This window comes from uncultured Lactobacillus sp., from assembly GCF_944327175.1.
Taxonomy (GTDB): domain Bacteria; phylum Bacillota; class Bacilli; order Lactobacillales; family Lactobacillaceae; genus Lactobacillus.
The window spans coordinates 1-18,781 of record NZ_CALVGT010000044.1; the positions used below are offsets into that span (position 1 = coordinate 1).

The 18,781-nt window shown below is 48.1% G+C and carries 22 protein-coding genes and 1 pseudogene; 20 read left to right on the forward strand and 3 right to left on the reverse strand.

Annotated elements, in window-relative coordinates:
• Nucleotides 1-159: 159 nt before the first annotated feature.
• The 4 genes from Q0J41_RS05700 (at nucleotide 160) to Q0J41_RS05715 (ending at nucleotide 5,608) form a co-directional block, all read left to right on the forward strand.
• Nucleotides 160-1,002: a zinc ribbon domain-containing protein gene (locus Q0J41_RS05700; RefSeq protein WP_296227231.1), complete on the forward strand. Its 843-nt coding sequence runs from the start codon at nucleotides 160-162 to the stop codon at nucleotides 1,000-1,002.
• Nucleotides 1,003-1,029: 27 nt separating this feature from the next.
• Nucleotides 1,030-2,460 (forward strand): zinc-ribbon domain-containing protein, encoded by a 1,431-nt coding sequence (locus Q0J41_RS05705; protein ID WP_296227233.1) that lies wholly within the window; start codon nucleotides 1,030-1,032, stop codon nucleotides 2,458-2,460.
• 253 nt (nucleotides 2,461-2,713) lie between these two features.
• Nucleotides 2,714-4,252, forward strand: a complete 1,539-nt coding sequence (locus Q0J41_RS05710) for an L-lactate permease (protein ID WP_296227234.1) — start codon at nucleotides 2,714-2,716, stop codon at nucleotides 4,250-4,252.
• A 129-nt stretch (nucleotides 4,253-4,381) separates the two neighbouring features.
• The gene (locus Q0J41_RS05715) at nucleotides 4,382-5,608 is read left to right on the forward strand and encodes a lactate oxidase (protein WP_296227236.1); all 1,227 of its coding nucleotides are present in this window, start codon (nucleotides 4,382-4,384) and stop codon (nucleotides 5,606-5,608) included.
• A 72-nt stretch (nucleotides 5,609-5,680) separates the two neighbouring features.
• On the opposite strand, the gene pepF is transcribed toward Q0J41_RS05715, so the two are convergent.
• On the reverse strand, nucleotides 5,681-7,483 hold the full coding sequence (gene pepF / locus Q0J41_RS05720) for an oligoendopeptidase F (protein WP_296227238.1): 1,803 nt from the start codon (nucleotides 7,481-7,483) through the stop codon (nucleotides 5,681-5,683).
• A 177-nt stretch (nucleotides 7,484-7,660) separates the two neighbouring features.
• On the opposite strand from pepF, the gene Q0J41_RS05725 reads away from it, so the two are divergent.
• The 14 genes from Q0J41_RS05725 (at nucleotide 7,661) to Q0J41_RS05785 (ending at nucleotide 16,292) form a co-directional block, all read left to right on the forward strand.
• The gene (locus tag Q0J41_RS05725) at nucleotides 7,661-8,800 is read left to right on the forward strand and encodes an LCP family protein (protein WP_296227240.1); all 1,140 of its coding nucleotides are present in this window, start codon (nucleotides 7,661-7,663) and stop codon (nucleotides 8,798-8,800) included.
• Nucleotides 8,801-8,933: 133 nt separating this feature from the next.
• Nucleotides 8,934-9,077 carry a hypothetical protein gene (locus tag Q0J41_RS05730; RefSeq protein WP_201330044.1) on the forward strand — a complete coding sequence of 48 codons (144 nt, stop codon included), beginning with the start codon at nucleotides 8,934-8,936 and terminating at the stop codon, nucleotides 9,075-9,077.
• A gap of 2 nt (nucleotides 9,078-9,079) precedes the next feature.
• Nucleotides 9,080-9,586, forward strand: coding sequence for a hypothetical protein (locus tag Q0J41_RS05735; protein ID WP_296227245.1), 507 nt, complete (start codon nucleotides 9,080-9,082; stop codon nucleotides 9,584-9,586).
• On the forward strand, nucleotides 9,543-10,121 hold the full coding sequence (locus tag Q0J41_RS05740; protein WP_296227247.1) for a LytTR family DNA-binding domain-containing protein: 579 nt from the start codon (nucleotides 9,543-9,545) through the stop codon (nucleotides 10,119-10,121). Before Q0J41_RS05735 ends, Q0J41_RS05740 begins: the two co-directional genes overlap by 44 nt.
• A gap of 129 nt (nucleotides 10,122-10,250) precedes the next feature.
• A complete protein-coding gene (locus Q0J41_RS05745) occupies nucleotides 10,251-10,622 on the forward strand; it encodes a helix-turn-helix transcriptional regulator (protein ID WP_296227250.1) in 372 nt (123 codons plus the stop codon).
• On the forward strand, nucleotides 10,612-11,154 hold the full coding sequence (locus tag Q0J41_RS05750) for a hypothetical protein (protein WP_296227251.1): 543 nt from the start codon (nucleotides 10,612-10,614) through the stop codon (nucleotides 11,152-11,154). The genes Q0J41_RS05745 and Q0J41_RS05750 overlap by 11 nt, the downstream gene beginning before the upstream one ends.
• 160 nt (nucleotides 11,155-11,314) lie before the next feature.
• Nucleotides 11,315-11,653 (forward strand): hypothetical protein, encoded by a 339-nt coding sequence (locus tag Q0J41_RS05755; protein WP_296227253.1) that lies wholly within the window; start codon nucleotides 11,315-11,317, stop codon nucleotides 11,651-11,653.
• An 8-nt stretch (nucleotides 11,654-11,661) separates the two neighbouring features.
• Nucleotides 11,662-12,087 (forward strand): DUF4417 domain-containing protein, encoded by a 426-nt coding sequence (locus tag Q0J41_RS08540; RefSeq protein ID WP_366937243.1) that lies wholly within the window; start codon nucleotides 11,662-11,664, stop codon nucleotides 12,085-12,087.
• Nucleotides 12,088-12,127: 40 nt separating this feature from the next.
• Entirely contained in the window at nucleotides 12,128-12,598 is a 471-nt protein-coding gene (locus Q0J41_RS05760; protein WP_296227255.1) for a hypothetical protein, read from the forward strand.
• Nucleotides 12,599-12,683: 85 nt separating this feature from the next.
• Nucleotides 12,684-12,941 carry a hypothetical protein gene (locus tag Q0J41_RS05765; protein ID WP_296227257.1) on the forward strand — a complete coding sequence of 86 codons (258 nt, stop codon included), beginning with the start codon at nucleotides 12,684-12,686 and terminating at the stop codon, nucleotides 12,939-12,941.
• Nucleotides 12,942-13,052: 111 nt separating this feature from the next.
• The gene (locus Q0J41_RS05770; protein ID WP_296227260.1) at nucleotides 13,053-13,430 is read left to right on the forward strand and encodes a hypothetical protein; all 378 of its coding nucleotides are present in this window, start codon (nucleotides 13,053-13,055) and stop codon (nucleotides 13,428-13,430) included.
• A 14-nt stretch (nucleotides 13,431-13,444) separates the two neighbouring features.
• On the forward strand, nucleotides 13,445-14,989 hold the full coding sequence (locus tag Q0J41_RS05775; protein ID WP_296227262.1) for an ABC-F family ATP-binding cassette domain-containing protein: 1,545 nt from the start codon (nucleotides 13,445-13,447) through the stop codon (nucleotides 14,987-14,989).
• Between the two features lie 35 nt (nucleotides 14,990-15,024).
• On the forward strand, nucleotides 15,025-15,798 hold the full coding sequence (locus tag Q0J41_RS05780) for a threonine/serine exporter family protein (protein ID WP_296227264.1): 774 nt from the start codon (nucleotides 15,025-15,027) through the stop codon (nucleotides 15,796-15,798).
• A 2-nt stretch (nucleotides 15,799-15,800) separates the two neighbouring features.
• A complete protein-coding gene (locus tag Q0J41_RS05785; protein ID WP_296227266.1) occupies nucleotides 15,801-16,292 on the forward strand; it encodes a threonine/serine exporter family protein in 492 nt (163 codons plus the stop codon).
• 290 nt (nucleotides 16,293-16,582) lie between these two features.
• On the opposite strand, the gene Q0J41_RS05790 is transcribed toward Q0J41_RS05785, so the two are convergent.
• Entirely contained in the window at nucleotides 16,583-17,017 is a 435-nt protein-coding gene (locus Q0J41_RS05790) for a hypothetical protein (protein ID WP_296227268.1), read from the reverse strand.
• 20 nt (nucleotides 17,018-17,037) lie between these two features.
• Nucleotides 17,038-17,913: a hypothetical protein gene (locus Q0J41_RS05795; RefSeq protein ID WP_296227270.1), complete on the reverse strand. Its 876-nt coding sequence runs from the start codon at nucleotides 17,911-17,913 to the stop codon at nucleotides 17,038-17,040.
• Nucleotides 17,914-18,461: 548 nt separating this feature from the next.
• Between Q0J41_RS05795 and Q0J41_RS05800 the strand changes: the two genes are divergently transcribed.
• On the forward strand, nucleotides 18,462-18,596 hold the full coding sequence (locus Q0J41_RS05800) for a hypothetical protein (RefSeq protein ID WP_296227272.1): 135 nt from the start codon (nucleotides 18,462-18,464) through the stop codon (nucleotides 18,594-18,596).
• Nucleotides 18,571-18,781: pseudogene (locus Q0J41_RS05805) on the forward strand (RNA-guided endonuclease TnpB family protein); the annotation flags it as partial. The gene Q0J41_RS05800 and the pseudogene Q0J41_RS05805, both read left to right, overlap by 26 nt.

Genomic DNA, 18,781 nt, shown 5'->3' on the forward strand with positions numbered 1-18,781 from the left:
AGAAATGTTTGTGGTAATTCATATTCTACCAGATGGTTGAAATGGATTTTTTGTGCTCTAATCCAGTGAAAACGATTTTTCTTACTGGATCGGAACAGTGTTCAGTTTAATTTTACAATCGGCGAAAGTATTAATTTTCTATAAAAATGGAGGATTAAGATGAAAGAATGTCCGAATTGTCACGCTGAAATGGGAGCAGATATCAATTTCTGTACTAATTGCGGAACTGACCTGCGCCAAGTAGCAGTAAGCGAGGAAAAGCCCGCCCCAGTAGCGCCTGAATCAAAAGCAGCACCTGTACAGGAAGCTGAAGTGAAAGCGGAAGGTCAGGCTGACAGTCAGGCCAGCGGCCAAGTTGTAAATGTGCTGTCCACATACTGGCAGTGGCTGCTACATGCTTGGAAGAAGCCGACTGAGGTGGTGGCCGCTGAAAAGTGGTACGGCTTGACGACCTTGATTTTGGAAGACTTGTTTTTCATATTGGCAGTGCTTACGGGCATGAACAAGCTGGCCAGTTCATTAGAAACAAACTTCCCAATTCCTTTATCGATTATTACTGAGTTAAAGTCTAGCTTCTCTTCGTATGTAATAATCAGTTTCGTGCTAGGGCAAGTGGTAGTTTTGGCTATCAACTACTTTGCCATGAAGCGTTTTGCCAAGTCTGAATTTGACTTTTTGGGATATCTCAACCGGTATGCTCACTTATCGGCTTACAGTTTGATCTTGAATGTTTTGTTCTGGCTTCTTGCTTTGATGGGCAGCTTGGGCCTGCAGGCAATTGTGTTCAATATGACGGCAGTCGTTGGCTTCCTTGCTTTGATTTATGTTTTGCTGGAAGAAAAGGCGGAAAAAATCGATCAGATGCAGTTTGCGCTTGTGATCTCAATCATTGTTTTGATTGTGGTTATGATTGTGGTCCACATGTTCTTCAAGGAATTTGTGTCCAAGATCGCGTTTATCACTAATCAGTCAGTTAACTCGTGGCTTGACAATCTTTACTAAGATATATCGAAGTGGGAGGAAGCAAAAATGGTCTTTTGCGCCAAATGTGGTGCCAAGAACAAGGCAGGCGACCAGTATTGTGCCAACTGCGGGGCAAAGCTGATCAAGCAGTCTAAACTGAAACAACCGATGCAGCAGACAAAGCCGCTGCGGCAGGCTAAGCCATACAAGAAACGGGTTGACGTCAAGAAGTCGCGACATGGAAAGATAGCAGCCGTGATCGTTGTAGTCGCTCTGTTGATTCTTGCTGCTGGTTACGGCTTTGGTAAATCTTACTACGCCAAGGACAAACAGATCGACAGAATCATCAGCGCGCTGAAGGATCCAAGCCAGGATCTGTCGCCTTACGTTAAAACTGACGACAGCAGCTTCCAGTTGACCAAGAAGAGCGTACAGCCGCTGCAAACATACTACAAGGAAAACAAGACCACAGCTAATAACCTGGGCAGTAAGTGGAAGAATCAGGAAGAACTTGATGCCAGCTTTAAGAAATCCGTTTCTTTAGGTGAAGATGGCCACTACTTTTTCTTATTCCCGAGATACAAGCTCATGGTCAAGACTTATTCGCCAACGGTCGTAACCAACCACGCCAATTCCACGATCAAGATGAATGGGAAAAACGTGGGCAAGCTGTCTGCGTCCGGCGACTACTACCAAAAGAAGCTGGACCCGGTAATCGCCGGCCGCTACACCTTCTCAGTTTCAGCTAACTTAAGCGGAAAGACCATTTCACCTAGCCCGGTTAAGCTGGACCTCTTCAGCAACCACCGGGTCAGCTTGAACATCACCACGGGCAGCTTCACGGTCAGCAGCGTGCCTAACGGGGAAGTCTACATCAATGACAAGAAGGTAGCCGACCTGAACGGCAAGGGCCAGGCCAGCTTCAAGGACTACCAGATCACGTCAGGGATGAGCCTCTACGTGAAAAAGTCCGGCATCGGCAAGTCAGACACGATCGACAACTTTGACCAGTACGTGACTACCCCAGCTGACCAGGAAAATGACAGTGACGATGACTATGACGATGACGATGACGACAGCCAAAGCAGCGACCAAATCAAGGTCGTCAACGGCAGCTGGGTCCTGACTCCGTCCTGGCCAGGCCTGGCAAGTACCGAAGATGCTGAAGACCTCCTTCGGGATATCTGGGACGACAATGACAGCAAAGATTGGGTCAATGGCAGCAGCAATTCCGGCTACCTCAGCATCAAGAAACTGCACGACAACTGGGATGATTCTGATTCAGTCTCCGATTACGACGAAGTCGTCAAGGTCCTGTCCACCAGCCCGGCCGGCGGCGGCAAGACTTATGTCAACTACACGGTCACCCACAATCTCTCTTACACCGACGACAAGGATGACACCAGCGTGACTGACACTTACCAAAAGGGGATCATCAGCCAGGACAGCGACGGCGACTACGTTTTGGAAAAATTAGGTACGCCTAACGCTAAGTAGCAAAATTTTTTAAATCTTTTTTGCCAAGCAATAGAGGCAACCTTGTTAACAAACAAGTTTGTAAAAAAATATATAGAGCCCCGCGATAGCGGGGCTTTTTTGGATCATTCTTTTAGCAAACAAAAATATTGTGAAATAAATTCAAGTACAAACGCTGATATATCAACGTTTTAAATCAATATTCAGATGATTTTTTAAGCGCTTTCATGTACAATAATACTTGTGAAAAATACTTATAGAAGGAGTTACATGAATGTGGGTTAAATTCATTTTTGCCTTGATCCCGATCGTCTGGCTGATCATCTCTCTGACAGCCCTGAAGATGCCTGCGGCCAAGGCAGCCGTTATTTCTCTTATCCTGGCAATCATTCTGGCCATTACAGCCTTCCAGTTGCCAGTCGTTGATACTTTGACCGGGACCTTGGAAGGGATCCTGGGTGGCCTGTTCCCGATTGTTTACATCATCGTGGCCGCCATGTTCACCTCCAAGGTAACTTTTAAATCCGGCGCCATGCAAAAAATCCAGGACATGCTCTGTGGTCTGACGACTGACAAGCGGATCCTGGTCCTCTTGATCGCCTGGGGCTTCGGGGGCTTCCTGGAAGCCATTGCCGGCTTCGGGACCGCTGTTGCCATCCCGGCCAGCATCTTGATGACCTTCGGGATCAACCCGATTGAAGCTTCCGTTATCTGCCTGGTAGCCAACACCACTCCAACTGCCTTCGGGGCGGTCGGCCTGCCAGTCATCACCTTGGCCCAGACTGCCGGCCTGGACGTGATGAACACGGCCTTCGTGGTATCTCTGCAGCTGAGCGTTTTGATCCTGGTCATCCCTTACATCCTGGTTGGCCTGGTCGGCGGGGGCGTCAAGGCTATCAAGGGGGTAGGCTTCATTACCTTCATGTCTGGTCTGGCTTTTGCCCTGCCGCAAATCTTGGTGGCTAAGTTCGTTGGGGCGGAATTGCCAGCCATCGCCGGTTCCATCGTCTGCATCCTGGTTACGGCCTTTTTGGCCAAGCGGCACAAGGACGTGCCGGAATACGCCGCTTCTACCGGGGACATTGCCAAGCACTCAGCTGGTGAACTGCTGCAAGCCTGCGCGCCATTTATCTTAGTTTTCGTCTTCGTTTTGGCCGCTTCATCATTGTTCCCAGCCGTTAACAGCCTGCTCAACTCCGCGACTCTTAAATTCCAGGTTTACACTGGCAAAAATGCTGGTCAGTTCAGTCTCAACTGGCTGTCTTCACCAGGGACCTTGATCTTGGTGGCTACCTTCATCGGGGCCCTGATCCAGGGCTTGAGCGTTAAGGAAACTTTTGGTATCCTCTGGGACCTGATTAAGGGGATCGGCAAGACGGAGGTGACTATTTCCGCTATCGTGGCTCTGGCTAAGGTTATGGGCTACGCCGGCATGACCAGTGCTATCGCGGTTGTTTTGGTCAAGGTCATGGGTCCGGTTTACCCATTGATCGCGCCAATCATCGGTGCCCTGGGTACTTTCGTGACCGGGTCAGACACCAGTTCCAACATTCTTTTCGCCAAATTGCAGGCCTCAGCTGCTCAAAGCCTGGGCGTGAGTCAGACTTGGGTCGTGGCCAACAACATGGTCGGGGCTACTGCCGGGAAGATGATTTCCCCGCAATCCATCACGGTTGCGTCTACTGCTATCGGCCAGGAAGGCAGCGAAGGCACGATTTTGAAGCAGGCCTTCAAGTGGTGCGGGATCTACACCGCCATCATCTGTATCTTCCTGTACCTGGTCGGCTTGGCTATGGGGCAACTGCACTTCTAGTACTTCTAATTTTTTAAGCTGATCTGAAAAAGTAAAAGATCAGCCCAAAAGTAAGCGGTTAAATGCTATGATAATCCTTGTAAGTTAATAGTAATTAATAGTAATTTTTTAATGATTGAGGAGATTTCCATGACACATTACATCAAGGGCTTCCCGCAAAGCGAAGCAGATGAAGATTTAAAATTTGTTAACGTTGATGAGCTTGAAGAAAAGGCCAAGGAAGTCATGCCGGAAGGGGCTTACTACTACGTAGCCTCAGGTTCAGAATATGAATGGACTTGGAGAAACAACACCAACGCTTTCAACCACTACCAGATCGTTCCCCGGGCCTTGACCGGGATGGACAACCCGTCAACTGAAACTGAATTCCTGGGCATGAAGCTGAAGACGCCGATCATGATTTCACCAATCGCTTGCCATGGGATCTCCCACGCTGACGCTGAAGTAGCTACTCAAAAGGGGGCTGCTTTGGCCGGTGCCATGTTTACTTCCAGCACTTACGGCAACAAGCCGGTTGAAGAAATCGCCGCTGCTGTGCCAGATGCTCCGCGGATGTTCCAGCTTTACCTGTCAAAGAACTGGGACTTCAACAAGATGGTCTTTGACGCGATCAACGCTGCTGGCTACAAGGCAATCCTGTTGACGGTTGACGCTTTGGTATCAGGTTACCGGGAAGCCAACCTGCGGACCAACTTTGCCTTCCCGGTACCACTTGACTTCTTCACCCGTTTCCAAGGCGCCAAGGGCGAAGGGCAAACTGTTGCCCAAATGTACGCTTCCAGTGCTCAGAACATTGGCCCGGACGATATCAAGCGGATCAAGGAAATGTCCGGCTTGCCAGTTATCGTCAAGGGGGTAAACTGTGCTGAAGACGTTGAAGTTGCTTTGACTGCCGGCGCGGACGGCGTTTACGTGACTAACCACGGTGGCCGGGAAATCGACGGTGCTCCGGCAACTATCGACGTATTGCCAGAAGTTGTTGAAGCAGTCAATGGCCGTTGCCCAGTTATCTTTGACGGTGGTGTCCGCCGGGGCTCCCATGTCTTCAAGGCTTTGGCTTTAGGGGCTGACCTGGTTGGTATTGGCCGTCCTTACCTTTACGGTCTGGCTTTGGGTGGCCCGCACGGGGTTGCTTCAGTCATCAACGAATTGAACGATGAATTGAAGATCGACATGCAACTGACCGGCTGCAAGACGATTGAAGACGTTAAGCACGCCCGCCTGACTGACTTCCAGTACGCAGGCGACACCAAGCCATCCAGCACTGACCCGCGGGTGCGCAAGCCATACCCAGTGACTGCAGTCAACCAAATCAAGTCTGAACCAGATGCAGCTACTGGCGCGTCACACCACTAAGATTGAATTGAATATGTTTTATTAAAGAGCAAAAAACGAAGCTACTCACTTTGAGCAGCTTCGTTTTGCTTTCTACAATTTTTTGATCAAGTCAGTAAATTCGTCCAGTCTTTCTGCAAAGACCTTGAAGGCATCTTCCAGGTAGTCGGACTTGGTCATGTCGACGCCGGCCTTCTGCATGATGTTGATCGGGTAGTCACTGGAGCCGGACTTAAGGAAGTCCAGGTACTTCTCCTTGTCTTCCTGGCTGCCGTAAGTAATCTTATTAGCCAGGGCAGTCGCTGCCGCAAAGCCGGTCGCGTACTGGTATACGTAGAAGTTGTAATAGAAGTGGGGGATCCGGGCCCATTCCAGATCGATGTCGCTGCCCAGGCTGATCGCCGGGCCGTAGTACTGCTGGTTGAGCCGGTCGTAGAAGCCGCACAGGTAGTCAGCCGTCAAGGCTTCACCTGCCTGGTCGCTTTCATGGATGAACTTCTCGAATTCCGCGAACTGGGTCTGCCGGTAGACCGTTCCCTTAAAGGAGCTCAAGTAGTAGTTGAGCAGGAAGGCCCGGGTCTTCGGATCCGTCACCCGGTCCAGGAAGTAGTTGGTCAGCAAGTTTTCATTGGTCGTTGAGGCGATTTCCGCGACAAAAATCGGATAGTCCCCGTACACGTATGGCTGGTTTTCCCGGGTGTACATGCTGTGGACTGAGTGGCCGGTTTCGTGGACCAGGGTGTAGAGGGAATCCAGGTCCCCCTGCCAGTTCAAGAGCTCATAGGCGTCGGTGTCATAAGCCCCGCCGGAATAGGCCCCGCTTTGCTTGTGCATGTTGGCCACGTAGTCGATGCAGCGGTTGTTGAAGAGATAGTCGACGTGTTTGACGTAGTCCTCGCCCAAAAGCTGCAGGGCTTCTCTTGCCTGGGCTTTGGCTTCATCAAAGCTGTAGCTGAGGCTTGGCTTGCCCGTAATCGGCACGTACATGTCCCACATTTGCAGGTCGCCTTTCAGGTCCAGGATCTCTTCCCGCAAGTTGACATAGCGGTGGAGGAGGTCCAGGTGCTTGTGGACGCTGGTCAAAAGCTGGTTGTAGACGTCGACAGGGATGTTGTTTTCCGACAGAGCCGCGGCCAGGGCGTCCTGGTAGTGGTGGGTCTGGGCGTCAAAGTTGTGGGCCTTGACATTGCCGGCCAAGGTGGAGGCAAAAGTTGACGCAAATTGGCCGTAGCCAGCGTAAAGGGCGTCAAAGGCATCTTCTCTGACTTCCCGGTTTTGGGATTGGATCAAGATGTCGTAGTTGGCTTCTGTCAATTCCACTGCTTCCCCGTCTTCATCTTCAATGTAAGGGAATTGCAGGTCGGAGTTGGTCAAGACGTTGAAGGTGTTGGCGGAAGCTGATAGGGCATCCCCGGCCGCTGATACCAGCTTCTCCTCTTCAGCTGGCAAAACGTGTTCTTCCTGCTTGACAATCTGTTCCAAATAATGCCGGTAGTTTTCCAGTCTTGGCTCTTCCTTGAAAAAGGCGTCCAAGGCCTCTTTTCCCAAGGCTAAAACAGCTGGCTGAATGAAGGCGACAGCAGCCTGGTATTCAGCAGCCAGGCTCTGGCCGCGGGAATTGAGGGCCAGCTTCTTCTGGTTGCTGGTGTCGACATCGCTGGCCATGCTGGCGTAGACGTAGATCTTGGACAGGCGGCGGTCAACGGCAAAAATCTGGGTCAAGCGGTCATAGAGGACGGCCGCGCTCTCCGTAAAGCCGTCTTCCAAGGCCGGCAGGGCCTTGACTTCCTGCTTGACTGCCTTAAAGGCGGCCTCCCAGTCCGCCTCAGTCTTGAAGACCCGGGTCAAGTCCCAGGTCTGCTCTTTGGGAACCTCACTGCGATAAGGGATTTCCATACAATACCTCTTCTTTTTCTCATTACTTTATGTTCTATTTTACGATACTTGATATTCTACTATCAAAGCGGCTTTTTGCCAAAAAAATAAGATAGTCTAAATATTACTACGCTTGGTTTATTAAATGCCTTTTTCATGCGAAAATAAATAATAGCAAATTACTAAGGGGGTCAGTCCATGGAAGAGCAACACAGCAGAAGACAACAGAAAGTTTTTCGTAATGTGACTCTTGTCCAGGCTGGCCTGTTGAAAAAGTCCCGCCGCCCCTTGCCAACGATCATCGGTCTTTTAGTGACTTTTGTCGTCCTAATAGCAGCGACCTGGGGGGCGCATGCCTACTTCTCCCTGCATTCAGCCCTGGTGAGCATGAACGGCAATAACGGCAGCACGGCGACCAGTTCCCGGATCGCGGCCAAGAAGCCGATCTCGATTTTGATTTTAGGGGTCGACCAGGGGCTGGAAGGGCGGCATGACAAAGGGAACTCGGACACCATCATCCTGGTGACCGGCAACCCGACCACCAAGAAGGCGACCATGACTTCGATTCCCCGGGACACCTTGACGGAGATTCTGGGTGAAACGAGCAGCCAGAGTTACTACATGTTCAAGGTCAACTCGGCCTACCAGTTTGGCGGCAGCAACGGGTCGGTTAAGACAGTTTCGGCCATGCTCAACGTGCCGATCAACTATTATGTGGAAGTTAACATGAAGGCCTTGAAGAGCCTGGTCAACGCTTTAGGCGGGGTTGACGTCAACGTGCCTTTCAGTTTCAGCTATGACTGGTGTGACTTCCATAAGGGCAAGCAGCACCTGGACGGCCGCCACGCCATCGCTTATGCCCGGATGCGCTATGACGATCCCCGGGGGGATTACGGCCGGCAGATGCGGCAGCGGCAGATCATCCAGGCCGTGGTCAAGAAGAGCATGTCCGTCAACGGTTTAGCCAACTATCAGAAGCTGCTCAAAGTTTTTGCCAAGTACATCAAGACCAATTTGACTTTTGGCGATATGACCAGCCTGGCCATCAACTACAGAAGCGCGGCAAGCAACATCTCCAGTGGCTACATCCAGGGCCACGACGCGACTATTTCCGGGACCAGCTTCCAGATCGCGTCAACTGCAGAACTGCAGAAGTGGTCCAACAAGCTGAGAAAGAGCCTGGGGCTGCCGACGCAGACCTTGACCAACCAGGAAACCCGGCAGAACAGTCTGAACGAGACTTACAACGGTGTCGACTTCTCCAGCAATGAGACCATCACCAACTACACGATTTACGAAGCCAACTCAATTACGCCAAGGAGCAGTGATTCTTGGTAGTGCTGACAATCATGCCTCTAGCTTAGCTAGGGGTATTTTTTTGCGCTTATGAGCCTTTTTTGCCCGATAATGACTTCTTGCGAAAAACAAGAGGGAAGGCACTAAACTAGTAGGCACAAGGAGGCAGGGAAAAATGGAAAACCTGATTGAAGAAGTTTTGAATTTGCAGCTGAAGAAGGCAAAGAAGGATAAAAACGGCGACGTCCGCCGCAGCTTGATTTGCTTTCACACCATTTATGGCAGCTTCTACGGCTTTTTTGACAACTTGTTCAAGTAAAAATGAAGTACGCGATCGAGGACTACGTGCCCTTTCTCTTAGCTGAAAAGAGCAGCTTTTTTGAAGACGCGGCACCTAAAATGCAGCCTTACCAGGTGAAGCCGCCAGCAGGCTGGCAGACCTGGAGTGACCGCCACTGGATCTACTTGTTGGCGCCAGGCAAGCTGCCGGCACAGGGCTGGAAGATCCACTTGTCAGCCGGATGCAAGGACGAAGAAGGGCTTTTAAGGGCAACAGCTGACTATCTTTTTAAGCAAAAAATCAGCTTGAAGTTCACGGTCAGCCGGGGTGAATGGATCGTCAAAAACTCCAAAAACGCTGACTGGACTGAGTCGGGCAAGTTTATCACGGCTTATCCCAAGGATACGGAGCAGTTCAAGCAGGCCGCGGCTGACTTGGCGGTTTTAACTAGTGAGTATGAATTAGGGCCCTATATCCTGTCTGACAAGCGGTATAAAGCAAGCAATGTCTATTACCGCTATGGGGCCTTTAAAAGAGCTCCGGGATGAGGCGGGCAACTATTGCAAAAGGGATGGGCAAGGTTACCTGGTCATCGACCAACGTCTGCCTTATTACGTGCAGCCAGCTTTCCTGACCTTCCAAAGACGGCTGGGGGCCAGCAATTTTATCGTCAAAAACGGCAACGCGGACGACCTGCGCCGGGATGTCACTTATTCCCTGGGGCAGGCGGTGGACGCAATCGCTAAGTACCGCTATATCCAGAAAAACACCTTCAGCTACGGATTCGGTCATGACGTCAGAAACATGAGCATGGGGGATGTGGTTTACGTGGAGACGACGCCGGTTCCCCACAAGCTGCGTCTGGTCAAGACGACCGGCTGGGCGGAATTCATCGGCAAGCTGAAGGAACTGCCAGAGAAGTACCCGGCCCTGGTGCAGGTCAGCGAATCCTGCGTCATCAACCCCGCCAACGTCAAAGAAGTAGATTTGAAGGAGAAAAAGCTGACCTTCATCACTGGTGACGTCCAGTATTTTTCGGTCAGAAACAGCCGGAAGGTTCGCCAGCTTTTTCAAGAGAGATAGAAGGCCCAGCCTGGAGAATTTCCAGTGCCAGGCCTTATTTTTTCCCTTTCAGCAATGTTTATCTTTTTTTGGTGTTGCAGTTCAACCTAATTTAGGTTAAGATGATAATGTAAATTAGGAGGAAACACAATGGCTTATACTGATTTTGGTGAACAGATGCGGATTTTAAGAATAAAAAATCATGAGGTTATGGGAGATTCGGCACAAATGTTAGGCGTGTCTGCTTCATTTCTATCTGCGGTTGAAAATGGCAAGAAAAACGTGCCTAGTAAATGGCTTAACATATTAGCAGATCACTATCACCTAAATGATATTGAAGTTGAAAAAATGAAGATTGCAATTGAGAATTCCAAGACGCAAACAAAAATTAATTTGAGTAACGCAGATCCTCTGAAAAGAGAGGCGGCACTTAAGTTTGCGCGATCGTTTGATAACATGGATGAAAAAACAGCGGAGAAGATCATCACGCTACTTAATCAGGAGGAGAGAAATGGATTATAAGACCAAGCCGACAAGTAGAAAGATTCTTCGGAATAACGCTAAAATCTTTCGGCAACTCTTTGGATTTAATGAGACGGAGCCGTTTGATCCGCTCATTGCTCTTGAAAAATTATCGGATGTTTTCACTGGATGTACTTATCAAATTATTGATGATGATGAGTTTGATCGAAATGCGTCCAAAAATGAGATGTCATTTTGCGTGCAAAACTATGAATGCGAAGGATACTCAATTTACATACGAGAATCAGTTTATACAGCTGCATATCGCTACAAAGATGGAGCTAAGTTAGGATTTATATGTCATGAACTATGTCATGTCTATTTATTGTCACTGGGATTTAGTCCGTTAAGTAGCCAAGGCTATCCAGAAAATGTTATACCGGCTTATTGCAGTATGGAATGGCAGGCCAAGGCGTTGAGTGGGGAAGTAATGTTACCGTATGAGGCAACTATAGGTATGACTGCTGAAGAAATGATAAATGAGTATCAAGTGTCCAGAGGGTTTGCTGATACAAGGCTAAGACTTGAATAGAGAGTTGGAAAGAGAGGAGGTGGTGGCATATATGACCGTACAAAAAATAAAAAAGCACATCTACTTTGCAAAGTAAATGTGCCGTTCGTACAACATGTGCACTCTATATCCAACACAATTGTAGCACATGTTAAGTAACTTTTTTGAAAGGAAGTGCAAAATGCGCAAAGTTTCAGAAAGACAATTAGATAGTTTAGGCAATGAAATTCATGTTCCAAAAGATATGAAGAAATTATTGAACCTAAATTTTTTAAAATGGCTTAACAAGACGGGAAGAATTGGAAAGTATGACCTTCCATATCTTTATTGCTATACGGAAATTTTCCCAGACTATATTGCTCTTGATAATGAACCTGGCCTGTATCATCATACGCCTCAAACGTGTGTTTCGTTTTATAATTATGATAATGAATTTGATGGGATTCATGGTTTGTACAATGCGATATACTTTGGCGATGAAAAACTTTTAACTAAATATAAAAAAAGTATCAAGATGTAAATTTCTTTATTACACCAGATTATTCGGTTTGTGGGGATGTACATCACCTTGAGAATTTGTATCGTATTTGGAAATCTCGGATTGTTGGTATTTGGTTATCGTTAGTTATGGGTGCAGTGGTTATACCGAATATCATGTACTATTCGGAAGAGTACTTTGACGAGTCAATAGCTGGACTTGAAGAATGCTCAGTTGTGGCTTTTAGTACTAAAGGACATATGCGAAACCCACAAGAACGGCAATTGACCAGAAAGATGATCAAATATACCGTTGATCATCTTCACAACTTAAATGCAATTGTTGTTTATTCAGTTTGTGGTAATGAAAATGACATATACAAGCTGTTTGAATATGCTACATTACAAGGCGTCTCAGTAATCATTCCTCGAAATAGGTTGCAAGTTAGAAACGCTGGACGGTGTCATCGTGGGTAGTACTGTTAATAGCGGCCAAGCGAACGGCAATCAAATGTCATTGGAGGAACAAGAATCTAAATTAATTGCTAAAGACAATGAACAGAGAATAATTAATTGCATTTTAGAAGATAAAAATTATGATAGGTACGTTATAGGAAAGCGATCTCCGATACCCATTCCAGATGATGCAAAAATAGTAGCTCAGAGAAAAGCTAGTGGCTATTTACAAGTAGCTTTTAAATGGAGCGATGGTGACTATAGATACAATTCAAGATGGCATACAAAGACGCCCAATGCACCTGATGATATGGTGACTTGGCGTGTCACAAGGAGAAAGAAAGGTAGAGGATATGGACCACAAGCACATGAAAAAGGAGAACAAGAGACTTTAATAAGGACATCATCTGGTGCTGTATGGATTTCGGATAAAAGATGGACGGAAGCAATACTGCATCGGAATAATGGAACTGCAACAGAAGAAGATAAGGAGCTGCTCAAAAATGGACACTGGCCAGACCAAAGTCGATGAGACTTTTTATAATGGAGACTTACAAGATGAACCCGAAGTTGATTTTTCCTATGGCAGAACCAAACTACGGGTTTGGGAGGGATTTGTGGAAGACCTTTTTGAATATCCTAAAATTCCTAAGTCAGAATGGGGAAAAATGAGCCGAGACTATTTCTTTGAGCAAGGCCCTTGGGCAGAAGAGCCTGACTGCTACGTGGACGCGGAAGAGTATTACAATGACTTGCTGAATTATCGCAAGAAGAAATTCCGCTTTGACCAGTCCCGGCAGCTTTGTGACCGGCTCATTGAAATGTTTGCCCAAGCTGCTCAAAAGCATGACAAGGTAAAGATTGTGGTTGAATAAGAGGGTCCAGGGATTCTGGATCCCTCTTATTTTTTCCTTTCAGCAATAATTTTCCTACTATCCAGGGGGCAAAATACGTTAAGATAGTTGATAGAATTAGGAGGGATTTTCGTGAAAAAACGCTACTATCCATACATCTACGGCGGAATCGCCGGCGTAATGACTTTCATCGCCATGTTCTACATTTGCCGGCACTCTTTTGCCTTGACCAATACCCAGTCCCTGGTCTGGGGCATCATCGGCGCCATCCTGGTCTTCGTGAGCTCGTCTTACACCGAATACGCCATTGCCGAAATCCAGCGGATCTCTGACAAGTACCACCTGGATGAGGAATTCCTCTCCGGCTTAACCAAGCTCAGTCCCAGCTACTTCCGGGTGGCTGACGACCACCTGCACTTGACCGCCCCGCGCTATCTCTGGCCGCGGATCCTCAAGACCCTGCAGAAGTATGATCGTGAGCGCAAGCAGGCGGAAGATTTTCACCTGTAAGAAAGGAAAAAATTTTGAGTTTACTGACCGTCAGCGGCTTGACCCAGGGTTTTGCGGAGAAAACCCTCTATGAAGACGCAAATTTTGTTTTAAACAAGGAAGACCACATGGGGGTCACCGGCCAAAACGGGGTCGGCAAGTCCACCTTGATCAAAATCCTGACCGGGGAAATCCTCCCCGATGAAGGGACAGTCAAGTGGCAAAACAAGCTCTCCGTCGGCTACCTGGACCAGTACGCCAAACTGACGCCCGGTCTGACCATGCGGGACTTTTTAAAGACTGCCTTTGACCGGCTCTACCAAGACGAAGCCCGGTTGAACCAGCTTTATATCGACTACAGCGAAAGCGGCGATGAGGCCCTTTTAACCAAGGCAGGGCGCCTGCAGACCTACCTGGAAGAAAACAACTTCTACGACCTGGACACTGAAATCGACCGGGTGGCCAGCGGCTTAGGCCTGGCCGAACTGGGCTTTGACCGGGACGTTTCCAAGCTTTCCGGGGGCCAGCGGTCCAAGCTGATCCTGGCTAAGCTCCTTTTAGAGCAGCCCCAGGTCCTGGTCCTGGACGAACCAACCAACTACTTAGATGTCGGCCACATCGACTGGCTGGTCGACTACTTGAATGATTTTACCGGCGCTTTTATCGTTGTCAGCCACGACTACGACTTTTTAGGTCGGATAACCAACTGTATTATCGACATCGACTTCGGGACCATCACCCGCTATACAGGTACATTAAAGCAGGCCATGCGGCAAAAGGAAGCTAACCGGCAGACTTATATGAAGGCCTATGCCAACCAGCAGCGGCAGATCGCCAAGACTGAAGCCTATATCAGAAAAAATAAAGCCGGTACCCGGGCCAAAAGCGCCCGCTCCCGGCAAAAGCAGCTGGACAGAATGGAAATTCTGACGCCTCCGCAAAACGGCAAGAAGGCTAAATTTGACTTCCCATACGTGGAAACGGCCTCTAACTTACTTTTGCAGACGCAGGACCTGGTGATCGGCTACGACCAGGCTTTGGTTAAGGAAGCCTTCAACTTTTCCGTTGGCAATGGGGAAAAGGTAGCTATTACCGGTTTTAACGGGATCGGCAAGACCACCCTGCTTAAGACCCTCTTGGGGCAGATTCCGCCGATCTACGGGGGCTTTGACCTGTCGGCTACGGCTAAGCTGGCCTACTTCAAGCAGGATTTGACCTGGCCCAACCAGAATATGACCCCCTTGCAGTACCTGGAAGGGGAATTTGACCAGAAGAAGCCCAAGGAATTGCGGCAGGCTTTAGCTCGGATGGGGCTGACCGCCCAATTGGTCATGAGTCCACTTAAGGAACTGTCCGGGGGCGAGCAGGAGAAGGTGAAGCTGGCTAAGATGCAGTTTGAGCCGGCCAACCTGCTTTTCCTTGACGAACCGACCAACCACTTAGACAATGAAACTAAGGACAGCCTGCGGAAGGCCATCGTCAACTTCCCGGGCGGGGTCATCGTCGTCAGTCACGAACGGGACTTTTTCAGAGGTGACTGGGTCGACAAGGTCGTCGATATTGAAGCCATGAATAATTGATTTAGCTGCCTTTAGGCAGGCTCGCGGTGAAAAAAATGAGCACAGACGCGTACATGAAAAGAGTCGTTCATACTTGTTTGAGGGCTGGCCGCCTCATGCTGGCCGGCGGTAGCGAAATGTACCGGGTGGAGGACACCATGCGCCGGATCGCTGTCAACGCCGGCATCAAGGAGGTCAATGTTTTTGCCATGCCAACCGGCCTCTTCGTCAGCCTGGATGATGGGGAGACCAGTTCAGTGACTGAGCTGGAATCGGTCAAGGAGCGGTCGATCAACCTGGAGCTGGTAGACCGGGTCAATGAGCTCTCCCGGGAATTTGCTGACAAGCGGATCGACCTTTGCCAGCTGGAGGAGAAGCTGACCGAGGTTGAGGAGCATACCCCGTCTTTTCCTTTCTGGCTGCAGGTCATTGGGGCCGGGAGCTTGAGCGCGACTTTGATGGTCCTATTTTTGGACGTCTATGACTGGGTTGATTTTCCGGTAGCCGGCCTGATTGGGGCCAGCGGCTACTGGATGGATGCCTGGCTCAAGCGCCATACCAAAGTCCGCTTTTTGGCTGAACTCATCGCGGCCATGGAGATGGGCCTGGTGGCTATCCTGGTCAGCTGGCTGGTGCCAGCCAGCAACGTCAATAATATTTTGATCGGGGCCTTGATGACCCTGGTACCGGGCCTGGCCATGACCAACGCCCTGCGGGACCTGTTCATGGGCGACTGGGTGTCGGGAATTGTCCGCATGTGCGAGGCAGTAATGACGGCGATCGCGTTAGGTGGCGGGGTCGGGATCATGATTAGATTTTTAGGAGCGTAGCTATGCTGGGGATGCAGGTTAGTTTTAACTTTTGGGATGTTTTGATCAACTTGGTTTTCTCATATATTGCCACGGTCGGCTTTGCCTTGACGGTGAACATTCCCCACCGGGTGATTCACTGGAGTGGAATCTGCGGCTGCGCCGGCTGGATGGTTTACTGGCTATTGGCACGGGCGGAAGCTGGGCGGATGCTGTCGAATGCTTTTGGGGCTTTTGCCGTGGGCCTGGTGGCCGTCCTTTTGGCTAAGTGGAAAAAGTGCCCCGTCATCCTGTTCAGCGTGCCGGGCTTGGTGCCGCTGGTGCCGGGCGCCCCGGCTTATATGGTGGTCAGGTGGCTGATTGACGGGGAGTACCTGGGGGCCCAGCAAATGATGATGCGGGTGGCCATCGTGACTGTGTCGATTGCCCTGGGCTTCTTATTGTCGACCCTGGTCCAGGAAAGCTTGAACAAGTACCTGCGCCGGCTCAAGCTGAAGGAAAAGCTGGGCAAGTAGCCGCCTTTACAAGGCCTGGAAAAGAGGGTATAATCGAATATCGACGAGTCGAGGAAAACGCAAAGGTGCGTATTTTTGAGATAGAGGGCATCAGGCCTTTGGCCAGACGCGGGAAGCGTCGATGCTGGCACACCCTTGATGTGAACGAGAAGGAGCCACATTTGCCGCTTGGCAAGTGCCTTGAGTAAGAAAGCCGCTGGAAGCTTTATGCTTCTGGCGGCTTTTTTGTTGGGCTTTAGACGAAAAATGGAGCAGGGCCGTCCTTGCTCCATTTTATTTATTATTTGCTGTCATTTCACGCTATAGCTGCTTTCTTCTTGTCCAATCGAGTCAGAAACGGTGACCTTCCAGCCCATGCCGCTCCGGCGGACCGTGACTTCCTTGTAATAAGGGAGGTTAGCATCGCCCTTGTCGATCTTCTTGCCAGCTTTGGCAAAGAGAGCCTGGTTCTTTTTAACTGTTCGCTTGGTTGAGAAGCTGCTGACGTAGGTGGTCCCCATGCCAAAATGGCTGTCAGCCTTAACTTGGTTCAAATAGTAGATGTCGCTGTAGCCATGCTGGGGCAGGGTCTTGTTCAAAATTTCTGTTACCACGCCTTCCTGGGTTGACTTGTAGATCTCGTTGGCCGTAAACAATACGGAGAAAAGAACAAAGAGCCAGATTGGCGAGGTCAGAATCAGCGTGATGATCTTGTGCTCATGATAGAGCCGCTTGATTGCTTTCATTTTTTATCCTCCACTAATTGTTAATAGGTACCTACTTTATATGGACGATACTTAGAGGTAAAGGTATTTACAAGTGCGCCTGGGAAAATGTAAGTTAAACCAGCTGTGGAAGTTTGGATAACATTTTTGTTGCCAGACCCATGGTAGAAAGCTTGCCACACCATCCGTGAACAATAATTAGGATTAAAACCAGATGTTCCCTGGATAATTTGATAATTGATGTGTCTGTTTTTAGTGAGAGAATGAGTACTGCTCCAAAAACGATAATCAGCGTAATTAGCAACCTTTTCTCTCATAGCTTTGTCTTTAGGCCGCCAAATTTGAATCTTGTTTTTGCCTGCTTTTTTGCTCCAATAATCAATCCAATGTGTCTTTGTTTTTTGGCTATTGTTATCTTTTAATTGAGTCCAGAGCCAATTAACGATGTTTCCACCACCGGGCATTTCAAGAACGTATTTGTTTGTGGTAGCAATGGCTGCATGTCCGAATGTCCCACCAATAATTAATATATCACCTTTTTGAATCTTATTCGTAAAGGTTGTTTTTCTGGATGAAGATGCTCTGAGCATTGGTGCACGATAAATATTGCTTGATGTTGAAGATTTCGAATATGGTGAAGATCCATCAGGCATAGCACCATAATTATCCAGCTCCAAGAAAGATTCGACACTAATCTTAGAATTACCGCTTTGTACACCTAGATTAGTTTCGGCTTCTTGGACAAATTCCTTGAAATCTGAGAGACTGTATTGGCTAGAGTCAATCTTTTGTGTAGCAACGCCCTTGTTGTACAAGGTAGTTACTTCATCATCTGTTGCAGCATAGGCCTTTCCGCTGAGAACTGCAATGCCTAATATAGACAATGCTAAAAATGTTAGGTACTTAATATGCTTCATTTTTTATCCTCCAATACAAAGCACTAATGTTACCGTATTCATTTTATATTTTACAACTATTTTGTAAATGCAACACTTTGGATGATATTCTTAAACTATTTTTTATATTATTTTATGCGTCTAATAATAGCTACGTATACTATAACTTGGAGGATTTTATTTTGGTAAAAAAGTACGTGAAAGATTCACGTGCTAGAAAGATTATTCATTAGAGCCCTGGATAAAACCCTAAACGATCTCTTCTGGCCAGAATAGCTGGCTAATAATTCAGCTATAGCCGAAGTTTTTTTCACTGAGATCGCATATAGTTAGAGAATTTTGAGTCAAATTAGTCCATACTGTTGCTTTTTACAGAATAAATCAATTCTTTACATTTTGTTCGTATCCAGTTCGGTGAGGCGTGATATAATAATTCTCAGAGGTACGAGAATGTAGAAGAATTTAAAATCATAGAAATAATCCAAAGACAGTCAGTGATCTATATTACTTTTCGAACAAGTAACACTATGGCCAGTGGATGAATTATTAGGAAAGGAGGTAAAACGAAAATGGTACAAGCGAAAAGAAAGAAAAAACAAAAGACAATTCCGAGAAATAGTGAACTCATTGACCAATTGGCCAGTGAGTATTACATCAAGGCTACTCCAGAGCTTGACCGTGCGGCAGAAATTGCTTGCTCATAAGATTTATAACGCCGCTTTGTATCAGCTCAGACAAGCTCTTTTCAAAAGAAAAGGATCGATTTATTATGAGGGCTTGGACAGGATCTTCAAAAATAAAAGAAATGCCAATGAGCTTATGCTTTATGGTCAGATGCCCACTGTTCAATGTGCTCAACAGACGCTTAAAGAAGTAGCCGCGGTTTGGA